The sequence below is a fragment of the Arthrobacter sp. Y81 genome (genome assembly GCF_002929335.1).
GTDB lineage: Bacteria > Actinomycetota > Actinomycetes > Actinomycetales > Micrococcaceae > Arthrobacter.
Map to the genome: position 1 here is coordinate 141,754 of NZ_PJIL01000006.1, position 15,852 is coordinate 157,605.

15 protein-coding genes are annotated in these 15,852 nt (G+C 66.5%); 9 read left to right on the forward strand and 6 right to left on the reverse strand.

Going from position 1 to position 15,852, the window contains the following annotated elements:
• Positions 1-21 precede the first annotated feature (21 nt).
• The 5 genes from CXQ91_RS10150 to CXQ91_RS10170 all read right to left on the reverse strand — a co-directional run bounded on the left by CXQ91_RS10150 (position 22) and on the right by CXQ91_RS10170 (position 4,693).
• Entirely contained in the window at positions 22-810 is a 789-nt protein-coding gene (locus CXQ91_RS10150) for an HAD family phosphatase (protein WP_258073924.1), read from the reverse strand.
• Positions 811-953: 143 nt separating this feature from the next.
• Entirely contained in the window at positions 954-1,964 is a 1,011-nt protein-coding gene (locus CXQ91_RS10155; RefSeq protein WP_258073925.1) for a LacI family DNA-binding transcriptional regulator, read from the reverse strand.
• A 175-nt stretch (positions 1,965-2,139) separates the two neighbouring features.
• On the reverse strand, positions 2,140-2,757 hold the full coding sequence (locus CXQ91_RS10160; RefSeq protein ID WP_104173802.1) for an alpha/beta hydrolase: 618 nt from the start codon (positions 2,755-2,757) through the stop codon (positions 2,140-2,142).
• Between the two features lie 71 nt (positions 2,758-2,828).
• Positions 2,829-4,049 carry a beta-ketoacyl synthase gene (locus tag CXQ91_RS10165; protein WP_104173803.1) on the reverse strand — a complete coding sequence of 407 codons (1,221 nt, stop codon included), beginning with the start codon at positions 4,047-4,049 and terminating at the stop codon, positions 2,829-2,831.
• 140 nt (positions 4,050-4,189) lie between these two features.
• Positions 4,190-4,693, reverse strand: coding sequence for a MarR family transcriptional regulator (locus CXQ91_RS10170; RefSeq protein WP_104173804.1), 504 nt, complete (start codon positions 4,691-4,693; stop codon positions 4,190-4,192).
• A gap of 119 nt (positions 4,694-4,812) precedes the next feature.
• Between CXQ91_RS10170 and CXQ91_RS10175 the strand changes: the two genes are divergently transcribed.
• The 8 genes from CXQ91_RS10175 to CXQ91_RS10210 all read left to right on the forward strand — a co-directional run bounded on the left by CXQ91_RS10175 (position 4,813) and on the right by CXQ91_RS10210 (position 12,057).
• Complete coding sequence (locus CXQ91_RS10175; RefSeq protein ID WP_219816510.1) at positions 4,813-6,039, forward strand: NAD(P)/FAD-dependent oxidoreductase; 1,227 nt, start codon at positions 4,813-4,815, stop codon at positions 6,037-6,039.
• A 114-nt stretch (positions 6,040-6,153) separates the two neighbouring features.
• Positions 6,154-6,411 (forward strand): DUF6458 family protein, encoded by a 258-nt coding sequence (locus CXQ91_RS10180; protein WP_104173806.1) that lies wholly within the window; start codon positions 6,154-6,156, stop codon positions 6,409-6,411.
• A gap of 262 nt (positions 6,412-6,673) precedes the next feature.
• The gene (locus CXQ91_RS10185; protein ID WP_104173807.1) at positions 6,674-7,483 is read left to right on the forward strand and encodes a DeoR/GlpR family DNA-binding transcription regulator; all 810 of its coding nucleotides are present in this window, start codon (positions 6,674-6,676) and stop codon (positions 7,481-7,483) included.
• Positions 7,480-8,478, forward strand: coding sequence for a 1-phosphofructokinase family hexose kinase (locus tag CXQ91_RS10190; protein ID WP_104173808.1), 999 nt, complete (start codon positions 7,480-7,482; stop codon positions 8,476-8,478). Before CXQ91_RS10185 ends, CXQ91_RS10190 begins: the two co-directional genes overlap by 4 nt.
• Before the next feature lie 2 nt (positions 8,479-8,480).
• The gene (locus CXQ91_RS10195) at positions 8,481-10,526 is read left to right on the forward strand and encodes a fructose-specific PTS transporter subunit EIIC (protein WP_104173809.1); all 2,046 of its coding nucleotides are present in this window, start codon (positions 8,481-8,483) and stop codon (positions 10,524-10,526) included.
• Positions 10,527-10,580: 54 nt separating this feature from the next.
• On the forward strand, positions 10,581-10,859 hold the full coding sequence (locus tag CXQ91_RS10200) for an HPr family phosphocarrier protein (RefSeq protein ID WP_028270626.1): 279 nt from the start codon (positions 10,581-10,583) through the stop codon (positions 10,857-10,859).
• 305 nt (positions 10,860-11,164) lie between these two features.
• A complete protein-coding gene (locus CXQ91_RS10205) occupies positions 11,165-11,788 on the forward strand; it encodes an SRPBCC family protein (RefSeq protein WP_104173810.1) in 624 nt (207 codons plus the stop codon).
• Between the two features lie 2 nt (positions 11,789-11,790).
• Entirely contained in the window at positions 11,791-12,057 is a 267-nt protein-coding gene (locus CXQ91_RS10210; protein ID WP_104173811.1) for a Rho termination factor N-terminal domain-containing protein, read from the forward strand.
• A gap of 113 nt (positions 12,058-12,170) precedes the next feature.
• Here CXQ91_RS10210 and CXQ91_RS10215 read toward each other — a convergent pair whose 3' ends face one another.
• Positions 12,171-13,202 carry a Ku protein gene (locus CXQ91_RS10215; RefSeq protein ID WP_104173812.1) on the reverse strand — a complete coding sequence of 344 codons (1,032 nt, stop codon included), beginning with the start codon at positions 13,200-13,202 and terminating at the stop codon, positions 12,171-12,173.
• Positions 13,203-13,242: 40 nt separating this feature from the next.
• Here CXQ91_RS10215 and CXQ91_RS10220 point away from each other — a divergent pair, with 40 nt between their 5' ends.
• The gene (locus CXQ91_RS10220) at positions 13,243-15,837 is read left to right on the forward strand and encodes an ATP-dependent DNA ligase (RefSeq protein WP_104173813.1); all 2,595 of its coding nucleotides are present in this window, start codon (positions 13,243-13,245) and stop codon (positions 15,835-15,837) included.
• The last annotated feature ends 15 nt before the right edge of the window (positions 15,838-15,852 follow it).

Below are 15,852 nucleotides of genomic sequence, written 5' to 3' on the forward strand. Positions count from 1 at the left end.
CGGGGGTGGGGGCTGGCCGGGTTAGAGGAGTTCGTTCAGGTCGTCGACCACGAGTGTGGCGCCGGCGTCCAGCAGCGTCTGGCGGCCGGCTCCCCTGTCCACGCCGATCACCGAGTGGAAGCTTCCGGCGCTTCCGGCCTGGACGCCGGACACGGCGTCCTCCACCACGACGCACTCGTCGCTGGGCAGGTCCAGCAGCTGCGCGGCGTACTCGTACGTCGCGGGGCTGGGCTTGCCGGGCAGGCCTGCGGCCGCTGCCACGACGCCGTCCACCACCACCGGGAAGTGGTCCGCCAGTCCCGCTGCCAGCAGTACCGCCGGGGCGTTCCGTGAGGAGGAGACGACGGCGACCTTGAGCCCCAGCGCCTCCGCGGCTGCCAGGAAGCGCACCGAGCCTTCGTACGGTGCCACGCCGCCGGATTCGACGATGTCGTTGAAAACCTTGTTCTTGCGGTTGCCGAGGCCATGGACCGTGTCGTTCGCCGGGTCGTCATCCGCAGGGCCCTCGGGCAGCACAATGCTGCGCGACGCGAGGAAGTCCCGGACGCCGTCGAACCGGGGCTTGCCGTCGATGTGGTCGAAGTAGTCGCTTTCGCGGTAGCCGTCCGCTCCGGGAACAGCCTGCAAGTAGCCGTCGAAAAGCTCCTGCCATGCGCGCTCGTGGACGATCGCCGTGGGGGTGAGCACGCCGTCGAGGTCGAAGAGGATGGCGGAAGCGCCGGTCCAGCCGCGGCTGCTGCCGTTGCCGGCAGTGGTGTCGCCTGCGGCGGTGCTGTTGCCTGCGGCGGTGCTGTTGGAGAGCTCAGTCATGCGGTACTCGGTGTCCTTTCAGACGGGGTGCAGGGGACGTGCGTGGATACTGCCGGGTTTGGTACGGAGCGGACCGTCCGGCGACGGCCGGAGGGCGGAGTCGGGCGTCGATGCCCGGGAATGCATGTGCTTGGCGTTTACGCTCAGCGTTTTCGTCGCGTGCTCTTGCGTTCAATCAGCTTGGTATCCAGCACATGGCTGGCGGGGGCGGTCAGCGGCCCCGGACGTTGGAGTCCCTCAATCAGCAGGTTGGCTGCAAAGGCGCCCTGATCGGCTACCGGCTGGGCCATTGTGCTCAGGCCCAGGAACCAGCTCATCTGATGATCGTCTATTCCTATGATGGACACGTTTTTGGGCGCTGACAAACCGAGGTCCCGTAAAGCCATGAGGGCGCCGAAGGCCGTCTCGTCGCAACCGGCAAAGATCGCGGAGGGCATTCGGCGGTTTTCGATGAGCTCCGTCATGGCCCGGCGGCCGCCTTCAATGCTCGAGCCGGCGTCCATCACCAGGTCAGGATCAACGGTCAGGTCATGCTCGGCAAGGGCGCGCCGGAAGCCGTTAAGGCGGTCCGTGGCCGTGACCACCGAGCGTGCTCCGGGTTCGCGTCCGGACAGGATGGCCAGGTCCCAATGGCCAAGCCCCAGCAGGTGGTTGGTGGCTTTCCAGGCCGCGTCCTCGTTGTCGATGCCCACGTTGTCCCAGGGGACGTTATGCATGCCCACGCTCGCAACGGCCAGCCCGGAGGAGGCCAGGGCTTCGATTTCGTCGTCGCCGAGGGCGATGTTGAGGAGCAGGACGCCGTCCACGCGCTGGGACAGGCCGTCCAGGTCTCCGAACACCTTGCGGTGCACGCTCGGGGTGTTCCGCAGGCTGATGAGGACGGTGTCGAAGCCGCTGTCCTCGAAGACTTCCTCGGCCGCTTCGACGGCCTGGGCGAAGAACCAGACGGTCGCAGTGGGCGCGATGATGGCTACGGACCCCGTGATCCCGCCGGCCAGGCGCGACGCCGCGGAGGATGCCTTGTAGCCGAGCTTCGTGGCGGCATCCGCCACCTTCAGCTGGGCGGTTTCGGAAACGTTGGGGAGCCCGCGCAGCGCACGGGAAACGGTACAGATGGACAGCCCAGACAATGCGGCAACGTCCTGAATGGTCACGCGCGGTGCTTTAGCCATGCAACACGGGCTCAGCCCTTTCTTCTCCTGAAGTCCTGGGCCCGGTACATGGCCGAAGAAGAGTGTAAGCGCTTACAAATTTAGCGCGCAACTGGTTTTTCTTCTGTGTTCGGATTCTTACGGAAATCCCTAGGCAGGGACGGCTGTAACTCGCGCCTTAGCGCAGCACGTAGTGGCGCAGGAAGGCGCCCACATCCACCATCTCGGCCTTGGAAATGGTGTGGCCCATGCCCGGGTAGGTCCGTGCCGTCACCTGCGTGTTGCGCCCCAGCCATTCTTGGGTGTACTCAACGGCGTCGTCATTGATGACCAGGTCGGCCTTGTCCCGGCCCCAGAAGAACGGCGGTTTGGTGTCGAACGATTCGCTCATGGCCAGCAGTTCGTTGTCCAGGACGAATCCGGAAAGGCCCACGACGGCCCGGAAGTCGTGCGGCCGCAGCCGCAGCAGCGTGCTGGCCATGGCCATGCCCTGCGAGAAGCCCAGCAGGCTGACGCTGCTGTGCTGCCCCCTGACCGAGTTGATCCAGTCGAACACCTTGTTGCTGACGGAAATGACGTCTGCGAAGTCATGGGTCAGGAAATAGTCCAGCAGGAACCAGCCGTAGTCGTCGCCGATCACCTTGGGTGCGCGAAGGGCAGCGCAGGTGAAATCGGGCGGCAACAGGCCGAAGAGGTCCGACATGCGCACCTCGTCCGTTCCGTAACCGTGCATCATCACCAGCAGCGGCGTTCCGGCGCGCTGGTTCTCCGGCTTGGACCACACGACTGTCTCCATCGGAACAGCCTAACTTTGCCGGCGGGGCTCACGAGGCGGGGCTCACCTGGCGGAACTCAGCCCGGTGGAACTCAGCCCGCCGTGATCACCAGGGTGGTGCTGTGGCCACCGAATCCGAACGCGTTGGAAATGCCGGCCTTCGCCGCCAGTCCCCCGATTGTCTCCGAAACGATGTTGAGGTGGATGTCCGGATCCGGGTTTTCAAGGTTGAGGGTCCCGGGGACTGTGCCCGTACGCAACGCCTGGATGGTGACGATGGCACCCAGCGCTCCGGCCCCGCCCAGCAGGTGCCCGGTGAGGGATTTGGTGGACGTGACGGGAACGGAACGCCCGACGACGGCGCCGATGGCCTCCGCTTCGAGCCGGTCCCCTACAGGGGTGGACGTGGCGTGGGCGTGGACGAACCCGATGTCATCTCCGGTGAGGCCGGCGGCGGCAATGGCCTTCTGCAGGACACGGCGCTGCATGACGGGGTCTGCCGCCACGATGTCCACGGCGTCTGAGGTGACGGCGCTGCCGGCGATGACGCCGAGGATTTCGGCTCCGCGGGAACGGGCATGGTCTTCGCGTTCCAGCACCACGATCCCGGCGCCCTCGGCCATGACAAAGCCGTCGCGGTCCCGGTCGAAGGGGCGGGATGCGGCCTGCGGGCTGTCGTTGCGGGTGGAGAGCGCCCTGATCTGCGCGAAACCGCTGATGGTCAGCCCGTTGATGCAGGAGTCCACCCCGCCGGCGATCACTACGTCGGCGGCGCCGCTCCGGATCATGTCGGCTGCCTGGGAAATGGCTTCAGCCCCGGAGGCGCAGGCGCTGACGGGCGTCCGCGCCCCGCCGCGGGCTCCAACATCAATCGAGACCCAGGCAGAGGGACCGTTGGTCATGATCCGGGTGAGGGTGTGCGGGGAAACCCTGCGCGGTCCCTTCCCGTCCAGCGTCCGGGTCTGCTCCAGCGTGGTGTCCAGGCCTCCGTAACCGGAGCCGATCACGACGGCGAGCCGTTCCGGGTCAGTTTCCGGCCGGCCGGCATGTGCCCATGCCTCGCGGGCAGCGATGAGGGCAAGGTGGCCGCAACGGTCCATCCTCTTGTACTCCAAAGTGGACAGCAGCGAGGGAACATCGGCGGTGACGCGTCCCGCCATACGGACAGGCAGCCCGCCGGCCCAGTCGTCGTCGAGGGCCGAGATTCCGGAGCGTCCGGCCAGCAGCGCAGACCAGGTATCGCCGGCCGTCGAGCCGACCGGAGTGACGGCTCCCAGCCCTGTAACCACAACCGTGGGGGAAACTTCAGACATCGGTAACCATATTTCTGTGAGTACGCCGGGAGATGCGTGGCGTCCGCCAAAGGGGGGACCCACGGAGGAGCCGGGATGGGCTCCACGTACCCACCAAGGCTAATGGCCCACGCAGCAGCCGCCGCGCTGCAGCCGGGTTGTTACGCCGGGCCCGGCACCTGGTCGATGCTTGACGCCTGGCCCAGCCGGCCTGCAGCTTCCTGTTGGATCCGGGCCGCCCTGCTGGAAAAATCGGCGATCACCCGGAGTTCATCATCGCTGTAGCCCTCAAGTAATGCCGCCAGTCCCGCCATGAAATCCGCGAAATGCGGGGCTGCCGCGGCCGGCTGGTCGCCCACCAACTCGATGAGGACTTTGCGTTTGTCCTCGGCATGGCGGACCCGTTTGGCCACTCCCTTCCTCTCCAGCCTCTGCATGAGCCCCGTGACGGAGGCCGGCGCCAGCCCGGAGTGCTCGCCAAATTCCCCGGCCGTCATGGGGCCGAACCGCAGCAGGATGTCGACCGCCTTGCCTTCGGTCGCCGACAGCCCACGGAGTTCGGAGAGCTTGGCATGGAACATAACCGACGCCGTGGACAGCTCCCTGCCTGAGTCGTAGACGGCTTGCAGCAATGCTTCGCGTTGACTCATCCGGGCTTGGTCCATAGTCCGAGGTTAACAAAGTCTTTCGCCAAACCGAAAGGATTGACTCTTAGTGACCCTGGGAATATATTTCTTTCGAGCGAACGAAATAATTTACGGAGGTATCCCAGATGTTGCATTGCATGGTTATCGGCTCCGGAATCGCAGGGCTTGCAACAGCCCTCTCCCTTACCAAGGCAGGCCACACCGCCGTCGTCTACGAGGCCTACGGCGCCGCGTCTGACGGCGTCGGCGGCTTCCTCACCCTCGCTGTCAACGGCTTCGACGCACTGGAGACCCTCGGCCTCAAACAAGGCGCCAGAGAACTCGGCTTCAGCACCCCGACGATGTCCATGCACCTGGGCAGCACCGGGCGGCATCTGGCCGACTTCGACTACGGCGGCTCGCTGCCGGATGGGACCACCGCCCGGACACTGACCCGCTCCGAGCTATACGGGCTGCTGCGGACGGAGGCCGCGAGGCGGGGCGTCCGCATCGAACACGGAAAGCGCCTCGCATCGGTGGAAGAGGCGGCAGAGTCAGTCACCGCCGTGTTTGCAGACGGCACGTCCGCCAGAGGCGACCTGCTGGTCGGGGCGGACGGGCTGCGCTCGGCTGTCCGCACCGTGATTGACCCCACCGCCCCCGAACCCCGCAGTATTCCCCTGCTCAACACCGGCGGAATTGTCCCGGCAGGAATGCTTCCGGAAGGGACGGTCTTTCCCGAAACCGGACGAATGAAGATGGTCTTCGGCAAGAGGTGCTTCTACTGCTACATGCGTGATCCCCAGGGGCGGACGTGGTGGTTCGCCAACCCGCTGCAGCGGTCCTCGGAGGACCCTTCGCAGCTTTCACCGGCCGAACTGAAGAACTGGCTGGCCGGTCTGGCTTCCGGTGACCGCACGCCGATGGCGGCCATCATCGCAGCCACAAGCGACATCATCCGGCCCTACCGCACCTACGATTTCCCCAGCATCCCCCGCTGGTACCGCGGCCGCATGGTGCTGGTGGGGGACGCTGCCCATGCCGCCTCTCCGTCGTCCGGGCAGGGTGCTTCGATGGCGATCGAGGACGCAGTGACACTCGGGCGCGCCCTTCTCGGCGCCACTGCCCGGCCCGACACGGCCGCCCTCGAACAGGCCTTCGGCCGCTATGAGCGCGAGCGCCGCGCAAGGGCAGAGGCAGTGGTGGAGTGGGGAAGGCGCAACGCAGCTCCGAAGGTCCGGGGGCAGTTCAAGCGGGTCTTCGAGGACCTCATGCTCAGGGCCGTGTTCCGCTCGCTGTCCCGGAAGGCCGCGGATAACTTCGACTGGGTCTACGGCCATCACATTGAGTGGGAATCAGCGCCGAGCGCGGACTTCCAACACTAAAACGGACACCCCTGCCCGGTTCATTGAATCAGCAGGGGGCGGCCTGTAGCCTGTCGCTAGACAGCATGCTGATCAAGTTTGCCCGCACGTCCCCCGGACAGCTAGGAGCAAGTCATGAGAATCGGTTCCTCCATTTTCCTTATCGCCATCGGTGCCATCCTGGCGTGGGCCATTACCCCCGGCCTGGTCCCCTACGTGGACCAGACCCTGATCGGCTACATCCTGATGGCCGTCGGCGTCATAGGCCTGATCGCCTCACTGGTCCTGGCATCGCCCGGCCGCAGCCGCCGGGTGAGTGAAACCCGGTCGGTGGTGGACCCGAACACGGGCGAACGCATCGTCCGCAACGAGAGCCGGGACGGCGGCATCTAGCCATGACCCTCCGGCCGCCACTGTCCACGGACACAGGCGAACCGCAAGTGAACATCCCGGAAGCCGGGCCAGACCATCACGGTCCGGCCCGGCTTCCGGCTTTCCCAAAGAAACCCATCTGCGTTCATGTTGTTTTCATTGACAAACCAACATGAACAAAGATAAAGTCAAACAATTCAACATCATGTGATGGCAGTCACTGGAAGCCGGTCCTGAAGCCAGCCCCGGAACTACCTGCAGTCTTTTACGCAACGGAGGGTAAGTGTTCGCCGAGGAGCGCCAACAGCTGATCGCGGGTCTAGTCGCCGAAAGCGGCCGGGCCAGCGTCACCGCCCTTGCCGAGCGCTTCAACATCACCACCGAGACCGTCCGGCGCGACCTTGCCGCGCTGGAGTCAGCCGGTACCGTCCGCCGGGTCCACGGCGGCGCGGTCGCCCCGGACCGGATCAGCACCACCGAGGAAAGCATCCTGGAACGGACCGTGCAGCGGCAGCCGGAAAAACTGCGCATTGCCGAGGCCGCCCTGGCGTTCATCCCGCAAAACCCGGCCGGCAGCATCCTGGTGGACGCCGGCTCGACCACCGAAGCCCTGGCGGACCTGATCGCTCTGCGCCTCTCCGACCCCTCCGCTGCCCCGGACTCCGGTTCGGAAAACGAACTCGTGGTCATCACGCATGCGATCCCCATCGCCGCGAAACTCGCCGGCGAGCCGGGCATCGCCCTCCATCTCCTGGGCGGCAGGGTCCGCGGACTCACCCAGGCTGCCGTAGGGCAGTCCACCGTGGAGGCAGCCCACCGGATCCGTCCGGACATTGCCTTCATCGGCGCCAACGGAGTTCACTCGGCCTTCGGGCTGAGCACGCCCGATCCTGAAGAAGCAGCCGTCAAGGCTGCCTTCGTCCAATCGGCACGCCGCATCGTGGTGCTGGCCGATTCGTCCAAGCTGGATGCGGAAACGCTGGTCCAGTTCGCCTCGTTGAAAGATCTGGACACCTTGATTACAGACAGTGAACCCAGCCCGGAACTCGCAGCGGCGCTTGCTGACGCCGGCGTTGACGTGGTGATCGCATGATTGTCACCCTCACCGCGAACCCGAGCCTTGACCGCACCGTGTCACTGCCCTCGCCGCTGCTGCGCGGCGAGGTGCAGCGGGCGACCTCCGTCAGCCAGGAGTCCGGCGGGAAGGGTGTTAACGTCTCCCGCGCACTGGTGGCCTCCGGCCTGGAGACAGTGGCCGTCCTCCCCGGCGGCGACTCCGATCCCGTCCTGGCGGGTCTCCGTGACAGCGGCGTTCCCTTCGCCGCCCTCGCCATCCACGAACCGCTGCGCACCAACGTGGCACTGACGGAGCCTGACGGCGTCACCACCAAGATCAACGAACCCGGCCCGGTATTGAGCGAAGACCAGCAGGAGGCCCTGATCGGGCTGCTGCTGGAGCGCTCCCGCGGTGCCAGCTGGGTTGTCCTCGCCGGCTCGCTCCCACCCGGGGTCCCGGCCGATTTCTATGCCACCGTCACCCGGCGGCTCCGCTCCACAAACGCCGGCAACGGCACACAGCAGTCGACCCCGCGCATCGCCGTCGACTCGTCCGGCGCACCGCTGGCCGCCGCCCTCTCGGGCGACGCGTCAGGCATGCCGGACCTCCTTAAGCCCAACGCCGAAGAACTGGCTGAACTGGCTGCCGCAGCCGGTTTCGCTACGGCGTCCACCGCTGACGAACTTGAAGCGGATCCGGAGGCTGCCGCGGCAGCCGCCGCCGCCGTCGTGCGTTCCGGTGTAGGTGCCGTGCTGGCAACGCTCGGTTCCAAGGGTGCGGTACTTGTGACGTCCGACGGCGCGTGGCTGGCCACGCATCCGCCGGTCAAAGCGGTCAGCACAGTCGGCGCGGGCGATTCGTCCCTTGCCGGCTACCTGCTCGCCTCCAGCCTGGGCGCCGCCCCGGCCGACTGCCTCCGTCAGGCCGTGGCACATGGTGCCGCCGCCGCCTCCCTGCCGGGCTCCACAGTTCCGGCGGTCCACCAAACCACCCCTGATGCCGTAACCATCACGGCCCTCCGGAAGGACTGACAGTGACTCAGCTCATTACTACTGAACTGGTCGAGCTCGACCAGAACCTGGGCAACTCGCCCGAGGACGTGATCCGCCATCTGGCCGGCAGGGTCGCCGCCAACGGCCGCGCCACCGAAGTGGAAGGCCTCTTCACCGACGCCTTTGCCCGCGAGCAGAAGACGGCCACCGGTGTTCCCGGCGGCATCGCCATTCCGCACTGCCGCTCTGCAGCAGTGACCGTGCCCACCCTGGCCATGGCCCGCCTGTCGCAGTCCGTGGACTTCGGCGCCAAGGACGGCCCGGCGGACCTGATCTTCTTCATCGCGGCCCCCGAAGGCGCGGACCAGGAGCACCTTAAGCTGCTCTCCAAGCTGGCCCGCTCGCTGATCAAAAAGGACTTCACGGCAGCCCTCCGGGCCGCCGGCACCAAAGCCGAAATCGTCGAACTGGTGGACGGCGCCCTGGCCGACAAGCCCGCGGCCGCAGCGGAGCCCGCAGCCGCGGCAGCACCGTCCGCCGGTGCCGCCACCGGCGCACGTTCAGGCGGCCCCAAGCGCCTCGTGGCCGTGACGGCCTGCCCGACGGGCATCGCCCACACCTACATGGCGGCCGATTCGCTGGTTGCCGCCGCCAAGGAAGTCGGGGTGGACCTCCAGGTGGAAACCCAGGGTTCCTCCGGCGCCAAGCCGCTGGACCCCGCAGTCATCGCTGCCGCCGACGCCGTGATCTTCGCGGTGGACGTGGACGTCCGCGGCAAGGAACGTTTTGCCGGCAAGCCGGTCATCAATGCACCCGTCAAGCGCGGCATCGACGAGCCGGACAAGATGGTCCAGGAAGCGCTGGCCGCGGCTGACAACCCCAACGCCCGCCGCGTACCGCACTACGGCGCCGAGGAGCAGGCCGAGACCGAAGCCACCGAAAAGGGCGAGCACATCGGCCAGAAGCTGAAGAAGGCTCTCCTCACGGGCGTCAGCTACATGATTCCGTTCGTGGCCGGCGGCGGCCTGCTGATCGCCCTGGGCTTCCTGATGGGCGGTTACCTGATCACCCAGTTCGCGGACGCGATCGTGGTGGACAACAGCATCTTCAACCTGCCCACCGAATACCCTGAGAACGCCTGGGGCCCGCTCGGCGCGTACCTCGGCGCCGTGCTGTTCAAGATCGGTGCCCTCTCGCTCGGCTTCCTGGTGCCGGCCCTGGCCGGCTACATCGCCTACGCAATCGCCGACCGGCCGGGCATCGCACCGGGTTTCGTTGCCGGCGCCGTTGCAGGGTTCATGGGCGCAGGCTTCCTCGGCGGCATCGTCGGCGGTCTCCTCGCCGGTTACATCGCGCACGTCATCGGCCAAATTCAAGTGGCCCGCTGGCTGCGCGGCCTGATGCCCGTGGTGATCATCCCGCTGGCTGCTTCCATCGTGGCCTCAGGCCTGATGTTCCTGATCCTGGGCGCTCCGATCGTCGCCATCACCGTTGGACTGAACTCATTCCTGTCCGGCCTGACCGGTGCCAGCGCCATCGCCCTCGGCATCATCCTCGGCCTCATGATGTGCTTCGACCTCGGCGGTCCGGTTAACAAGGTTGCCTACGCCTTCGCCGTCGCCGGCCTGGGTGCCGCAACGCTGGACAACCAGGCACCGTGGCAGATCATGGCAGCCGTCATGGCCTCCGGCATGGTTCCGCCGCTGGCCATGGCCCTCGCGTCCACGGTCCTCGACAAGAAGCGCTTCAGCCTGGCCGAGCGCGAGAACGGCAAGGCCGCCTGGCTGCTGGGCGCATCCTTCATCTCCGAAGGTGCCATCCCGTTCGCCGCTGCCGACCCGCTCCGGGTCATCCCGGCCAGCATGCTGGGCGGCGCAGTGACCGGCGCCATCTCCATGGCGGCGGGCGTAGGTTCGAAGGCCCCGCACGGCGGCATCTTCGTCTTCTTCGCCATCGACAACTTCCTGATGTTTGTTGTCTCGATCCTCGTCGGAACGGTCGTCACTGCCTTGGCAGTCATCGCCCTCAAGCGCTGGGCCGTCCGCAAGTCAGTTGATACCGTGGAGCCGGTTCCAGTAACTGTCTGACCCGGTTCGGTATTTCCCAACCATCTGTCTCGACCTGATATCCAAGGAGCACAAATGTTCGAACGCACCGCCACCATCGCCAGCCGCGTCGGCCTGCATGCCCGCCCGGCCGCCATCTTTGCCGAGGCCGCCGGCGAGTACCCGCACGAGATCACGATCGCCCGCCAGGGCGAACCGGCCGACGAGGCCATGGACGCAGCCAGCATCCTGTCCCTCATGAGCCTGGGCGCATCGCACGGTGATGTTGTGGTCCTGCGTGCCGAGGGCGACGGCGCCGACACCGCCCTGGACCACCTGGTCCAGATCCTGGAAACCGATCACGACGCCGAGTAGCAGCACGACGACGACCGCTTAGGTCAGCGTCAGGCGGCCGGCCCGCTGCGCCACAGTAAGTCCCGTATTCCGGGCACGTGGCGCGCGGGCCGGCCGCTGCAGTTAACCTCCAGTTGCCTCTTAAGCCGGTTTGCCGGCTCCTAAGTCCTCTTCCGGCTCCCCTTCCGCGTCCACGGCATGGATCACTAAGCCGCCTTAGTAAGTTCCTTGTTTTTGCCGGATGGCCCTACTAGCGTGGAAAACGTGGCGACACACCGTTCAAGACCGCATTCGGAGCCGTACCCGGACTGAAAGAGGATGAGACAGTGGCTACCCTGCAGGAAACCATCGAGGTGGATGTTCCTGTGTCCACCGCCTACAACCAGTGGACGCAGTTCGAATCGTTCCCGGAGTTCATGCGGGGCGTGGAGTCCGTGGAACAGATCGACGAGACGTCCCTTCATTTCCGGACGGACATCGCCGGAGTCAGGCGCGAGTACAACGCCCAGATCACCGAACAACTGCCGGACCGCCGCATCGCCTGGGTCAGCACGGACAAACCGCGCAACTCCGGCGAGGTTTCCTTCGAACCCCTAGGGCCGGAGCAGACTCGCGTCACCGTGGCGCTGGAATGGGAACCCGAGGGATTGGTGGAGAAGGCGGGCTCCGCCGTCCACGCGGACAGCCACCAGATCAGTGCCGACCTCAAGCGGTTCAAGCAGTTCATCGAAGAGCGCGGCATTGAAACCGGTGCCTGGCGTTCCGCCGTGGACGGCGGCGAAGTCGAAGAAACCGACGAAGAGGCCGGCTTCGCAGCCGGTGCACCGGCTGCGCACGCCCGAGCCGACGCACACCACGCGCAGTCGCCCCATACGCCCACGCCTTCGCCGCAGCGTCCGGCCGGTGTGGACCCTTTTATTGACGATACTGAACCATCGGATCCGAGCTGACCATGCCTGAGAAGAAGAACCCCAGCCTGAAAGATCCCGAACTGTACGAGGAACTCCGGGAGGATGGCGCGTCAAAGGAGAAAGCAGCGCGCATTTCCAACGCCGCGGCCAGGAAGGGCCGTTCGGCCGTGGGCCGCAAAGGCGGCAAGGCCGGCGACTATGAGGACTGGACGGTGGCTCAGCTGAAGTCCCGCGCCAAGGAGATCGGCCTTACCGGATACTCCGCCAAGAAGAAAAGCGAGCTGATTTCGGCTCTCAGAAACCACTGACCGCGGCCGCAATGGGTTACCGTACCGGCCGGCGCCGCGCCCGCCACCCCATTCCGCGCCAGTACGGTGGGATGCACTCCGTTGGGGGCCGCCGCCGCTGCGGTACGGCCGTGTCAGGCCTCCTTGCGCCGGCTCTTGGCCGGTTCCTTGGCTGCAGTCTCCTTCGCAGCAGGCTTTGTTGCCGTTCTGCTGGCAGTCTTCGTCGCCGTTGCCTTGCTGCCCGCCCCTTTTGCTGCGGTGGACCGGGTTGCTGCGGTGGACCGGGCCGGGGCCGCCTTCACCCGGGTTCCCTTCGCGGGAGCATCCTCGGCGCTGTCTGTTTTGGACGCGTCGCCTTTGGACGCATCGCCGGTGCCGCCGCCCCGCTTCTTTTCAAGGCTTCGCTTGAGAGCCTCCATCAGGTCGATCACTTCGCCGCTGCCGGCTTCGGCAGCCTCGACGCCGAACGTCTGTTCCGTGTCCAGGGACTCCCCCTGCTCGATCTTCGCGTCGATGAGTTTGCGGAGCTGCATCTGGTAATCGTCAGTGAACTGGCCTGGATCGAAGTCTCCGGCCATGGAGTCCACCAGCGCCGCGGACATCTCGCGCTCCTGGGCGGAGATGCGGACGGTTGCCTCGAGGGCGGGGAAGGCCGCTTCCCTGACTTCGTCGGACCACAGCAGGGACTGCAGCACCAGGACGTCATCCCGGATCCGCAGGGCGCCAAGCCGGGTCTTCTCCCGCAGGGCGAACTGGACCACGGCCACCCTGTCCGTATCCTCCAGCGCCCGGCGGAGGAGGACGTACGCCTTGGGCGACTTGGAGTCGGGTTCGAGGTAGTAGCTCTTCTCGAACATCATGGGATCGAGCTGCTCGGACGGGACAAACTGCACCACTTCGATCTCGTGGCTGCTCTCCGCCGGGATGGACTTGAGCTCATCCCGGGTGAGGACCACCGTGCGGCCGTCCTCCTCGTAGGCCTTGTCGATGTCCGCATAGTCCACGATCTCGCCGCACACTTCGCAGCGGCGCTGGTAGCGGATGCGCCCGCCGTCGGCGCCATGGACCTGGTGCAGCCCGATGTCGTGGTCCTCGGTGGCGCTGTAGACCTTGACCGGCACGTTGACCAGCCCAAATGCGATAGCGCCTTTCCAGATGGCTCTCATGGATCAAGTGAACATCAGAGTTGCCCGGAGGTGAAGACCTTTGGCAGGCAGTAGGGAACGTGTCCGGGTCCAGGGCCGCGAACTGGTGGTCACCAACCTGGACAAGGTGATGTACCCGGAGACGGGCACCACCAAGGCGGATGTCCTGGCGTACTACGCCGCAGTGGCCCCGGTGCTGATCCCTGCCGCGGCCAACCGGCCCGCCACCCGGAAGCGCTGGGTCAACGGTGTGGGCACTGCCGAGGCGCCGGGACAGATGTTCTTCCAGAAAAACCTGGAAGACTCCACCCCCGGCTGGATTCCGCGCGCTTCCATCCGCCATAAGGAGCGCAGCAACCAGTACCCCCTGGTCAACGACGCCGCCACCCTCACGTGGCTGGCCCAGATGGGGTCGCTGGAAATCCATGTCCCGCAATGGCGCGTCGATCCGCACGGGAATCCCATGTTCCCCGACCGGCTGGTGCTGGACCTGGATCCCGGGGAGGGCGCCGGCCTGGCTGAATGTGTGGAGGTGGCCCAGCTTGCACGCGCCATCCTCAAGGACGTGGGCCTGGATCCCGTTCCCGTGACAAGCGGCAGCAAGGGCATCCACCTCTACGCCGGCCTCGACGGCACGCAGAGCTCGGACCAGATTTCCGACTTCGCCCATGAACTTGCCCGTGCCCTGGAAGCGGACCACCCGGGCCTTGCCGTCAGCGACATGAAGAAGACGCTGCGCACCGGCAAAGTGCTGGTGGACTGGAGCCAGAACAATGCCGCCAAGACCACCATCGTGCCCTATTCGCTCCGGGGCCGGCTGAAGCCCACGGTGGCGGCCCCGCGGACGTGGCGTGAGCTGGCCTCGCCCGCCCTGAAGCAACTGGAATACCGCGAGATAATGCGGCGCGTGAAGGACGGCAAGGACCCCTTCGCGGCGGTGTCCGCCCACGGCGTTCACGTCCAAGGCCCTTCCAACGGCGGCGGCGCGGACAGCAGCAAATCCGGTGGCAGGTCCGGCAACACCAAGGCCGGCGGCGGAGCAGCCGACGGCGGACACGCGGATCCGCGGCTGGAGAAGTACCGCTCCATGCGGGACCCGGAAGGAACCCCTGAACCGTTCAGCGCGGACCGGCACCGGGCAGACCCGAACGCCGGCACCATCCGGGAGCGGTTTGTGATCCAGGAGCACCACGCCAGCCGGCTGCATTTCGACTTCCGGCTGGAGCGGGACGGCGTGCTGGTGTCCTGGGCGCTTCCGAAGGGGGTGCCCGTGAGCGGGGCGCAGAACCACCTGGCGGTCCAGACTGAGGACCATCCCATGGACTACCTCGACTTCGAGGGCACCATCCCCAAAGGCCAGTACGGCGCCGGGACCGTCACCGTCTGGGACCACGGCTACTACGAATGCGACAAGTGGATCGCAGGCAAGGAAGTCATCGCCACGCTGACAGGGGCCGACGGGGGCGGCCTGGGTGGAACAAAGAGGTTTGCGCTGATCCGGACCAGCCGGGACAGCGACGCCCCGCAGGGCACCGAACAGTCCCAGTGGCTCATTCACCTGATGGACCGCAAGGCGCACGGAGCCCCGGCAAAACAAGCTGTTCCGGCAAGGAAGGAACAGGACGGGACGCAGCAGGCTTCCACTGCCCCCCGGCCTCCGGCACAGACTGCGGCACCATCTGCCGCCCCGGATTTCGTGCCGGATTTCTCGCCGATGCTCGCCGGCGCCGGGACGGCTGCCGATCTTCGCGGCCTGGACTGGCAGTTCGAACTGAAGTGGGACGGCATCCGGGCCATCATCATCGGCGATGAGGACAGGATCCGGCTGATCAGCCGCAACGGAAACGACGTGTCCGCAAGCTACCCGGAACTGACGGACCGCAAGTGCTGGCCGGAGCAGAGTTTCACCGCCGACGGCGAGATCGTCGCCGTCGGGCCTTCCGGGCGGCCCGATTTCGGGCTGCTGCAGACACGGATGAAGCTGACCAAGGCAGCCGATGTCGCCAAGGCGCGGGCCGCCACGCCGGTCCGGCTGATGGTGTTCGACCTGCTGTCCGACGGCGGCGAGGACCTCCGCCGGATGCCGTTGCGGAAGCGGCGGGCGCGCCTGGATGAACTGGGCTGGCCGGCAGGCTGCCCGGTGCACCTGTCCGAGGTGCTCGACCACGAGGTGGAGGACCTTCTGGCGAGCGCCAGGGAACTGGGACTTGAAGGGATCATGGCCAAGCGCATTGACGGCCGGTACGTCAGCGGCGAGCGCAGCAAGTCCTGGCTGAAGCTGAAGTTCGAACGCACGCAGGAAGTGCTGGTGGGCGGCTGGCGTCCCGGCAAGGGGTCACGGCAAGGCTCCGTGGGGTCGTTGCTGGTGGGGATCCCCGAGGGCGGCAAGCTGCGGTACGTGGGACGCGTGGGCAGCGGCTTCAGCGACCGTGAGTTGAACGAACTGCGGCTGCAGATGGATTCCCTGTCCAGGAAGACCTCCCCGTTCACCGAGGTACCCGCCGCCGACGCCTCGGACGCGCACTGGGTGACACCCGGCCTGGTGGGCGAGGTGACGTTCGGGGACTGGACCGGGGCCGGGAAGCTGCGGCATCCGGTGTGGCGGGGCTGGCGCCTGGACAAGAATGCGGACGACGTCGTGGCAGAGTCCGGCTGACACCTGGGACGCGCC

What these genes read in the sequence shown, in the direction of transcription:
- CXQ91_RS10150 (WP_258073924.1), bottom strand. Translation starts at nt 810, where the DNA reads ATGACTGAGCTCTCCAACAGCACCGCCGCAGGCAACAGCACCGCCGCA.
- CXQ91_RS10160 (WP_104173802.1), bottom strand. Translation starts at nt 2,757, where the DNA reads ATGGAGACAGTCGTGTGGTCCAAGCCGGAGAACCAGCGCGCCGGAACG.
- CXQ91_RS10165 (WP_104173803.1), bottom strand. Translation starts at nt 4,049, where the DNA reads ATGTCTGAAGTTTCCCCCACGGTTGTGGTTACAGGGCTGGGAGCCGTC.
- CXQ91_RS10170 (WP_104173804.1), bottom strand. Translation starts at nt 4,693, where the DNA reads ATGGACCAAGCCCGGATGAGTCAACGCGAAGCATTGCTGCAAGCCGTC.
- CXQ91_RS10175 (WP_219816510.1), top strand. Translation starts at nt 4,813, where the DNA reads ATGGTTATCGGCTCCGGAATCGCAGGGCTTGCAACAGCCCTCTCCCTT.
- CXQ91_RS10180 (WP_104173806.1), top strand. Translation starts at nt 6,154, where the DNA reads ATGAGAATCGGTTCCTCCATTTTCCTTATCGCCATCGGTGCCATCCTG.
- CXQ91_RS10190 (WP_104173808.1), top strand. Translation starts at nt 7,480, where the DNA reads ATGATTGTCACCCTCACCGCGAACCCGAGCCTTGACCGCACCGTGTCA.
- CXQ91_RS10200 (WP_028270626.1), top strand. Translation starts at nt 10,581, where the DNA reads ATGTTCGAACGCACCGCCACCATCGCCAGCCGCGTCGGCCTGCATGCC.
- CXQ91_RS10210 (WP_104173811.1), top strand. Translation starts at nt 11,791, where the DNA reads ATGCCTGAGAAGAAGAACCCCAGCCTGAAAGATCCCGAACTGTACGAG.
- CXQ91_RS10215 (WP_104173812.1), bottom strand. Translation starts at nt 13,202, where the DNA reads ATGAGAGCCATCTGGAAAGGCGCTATCGCATTTGGGCTGGTCAACGTG.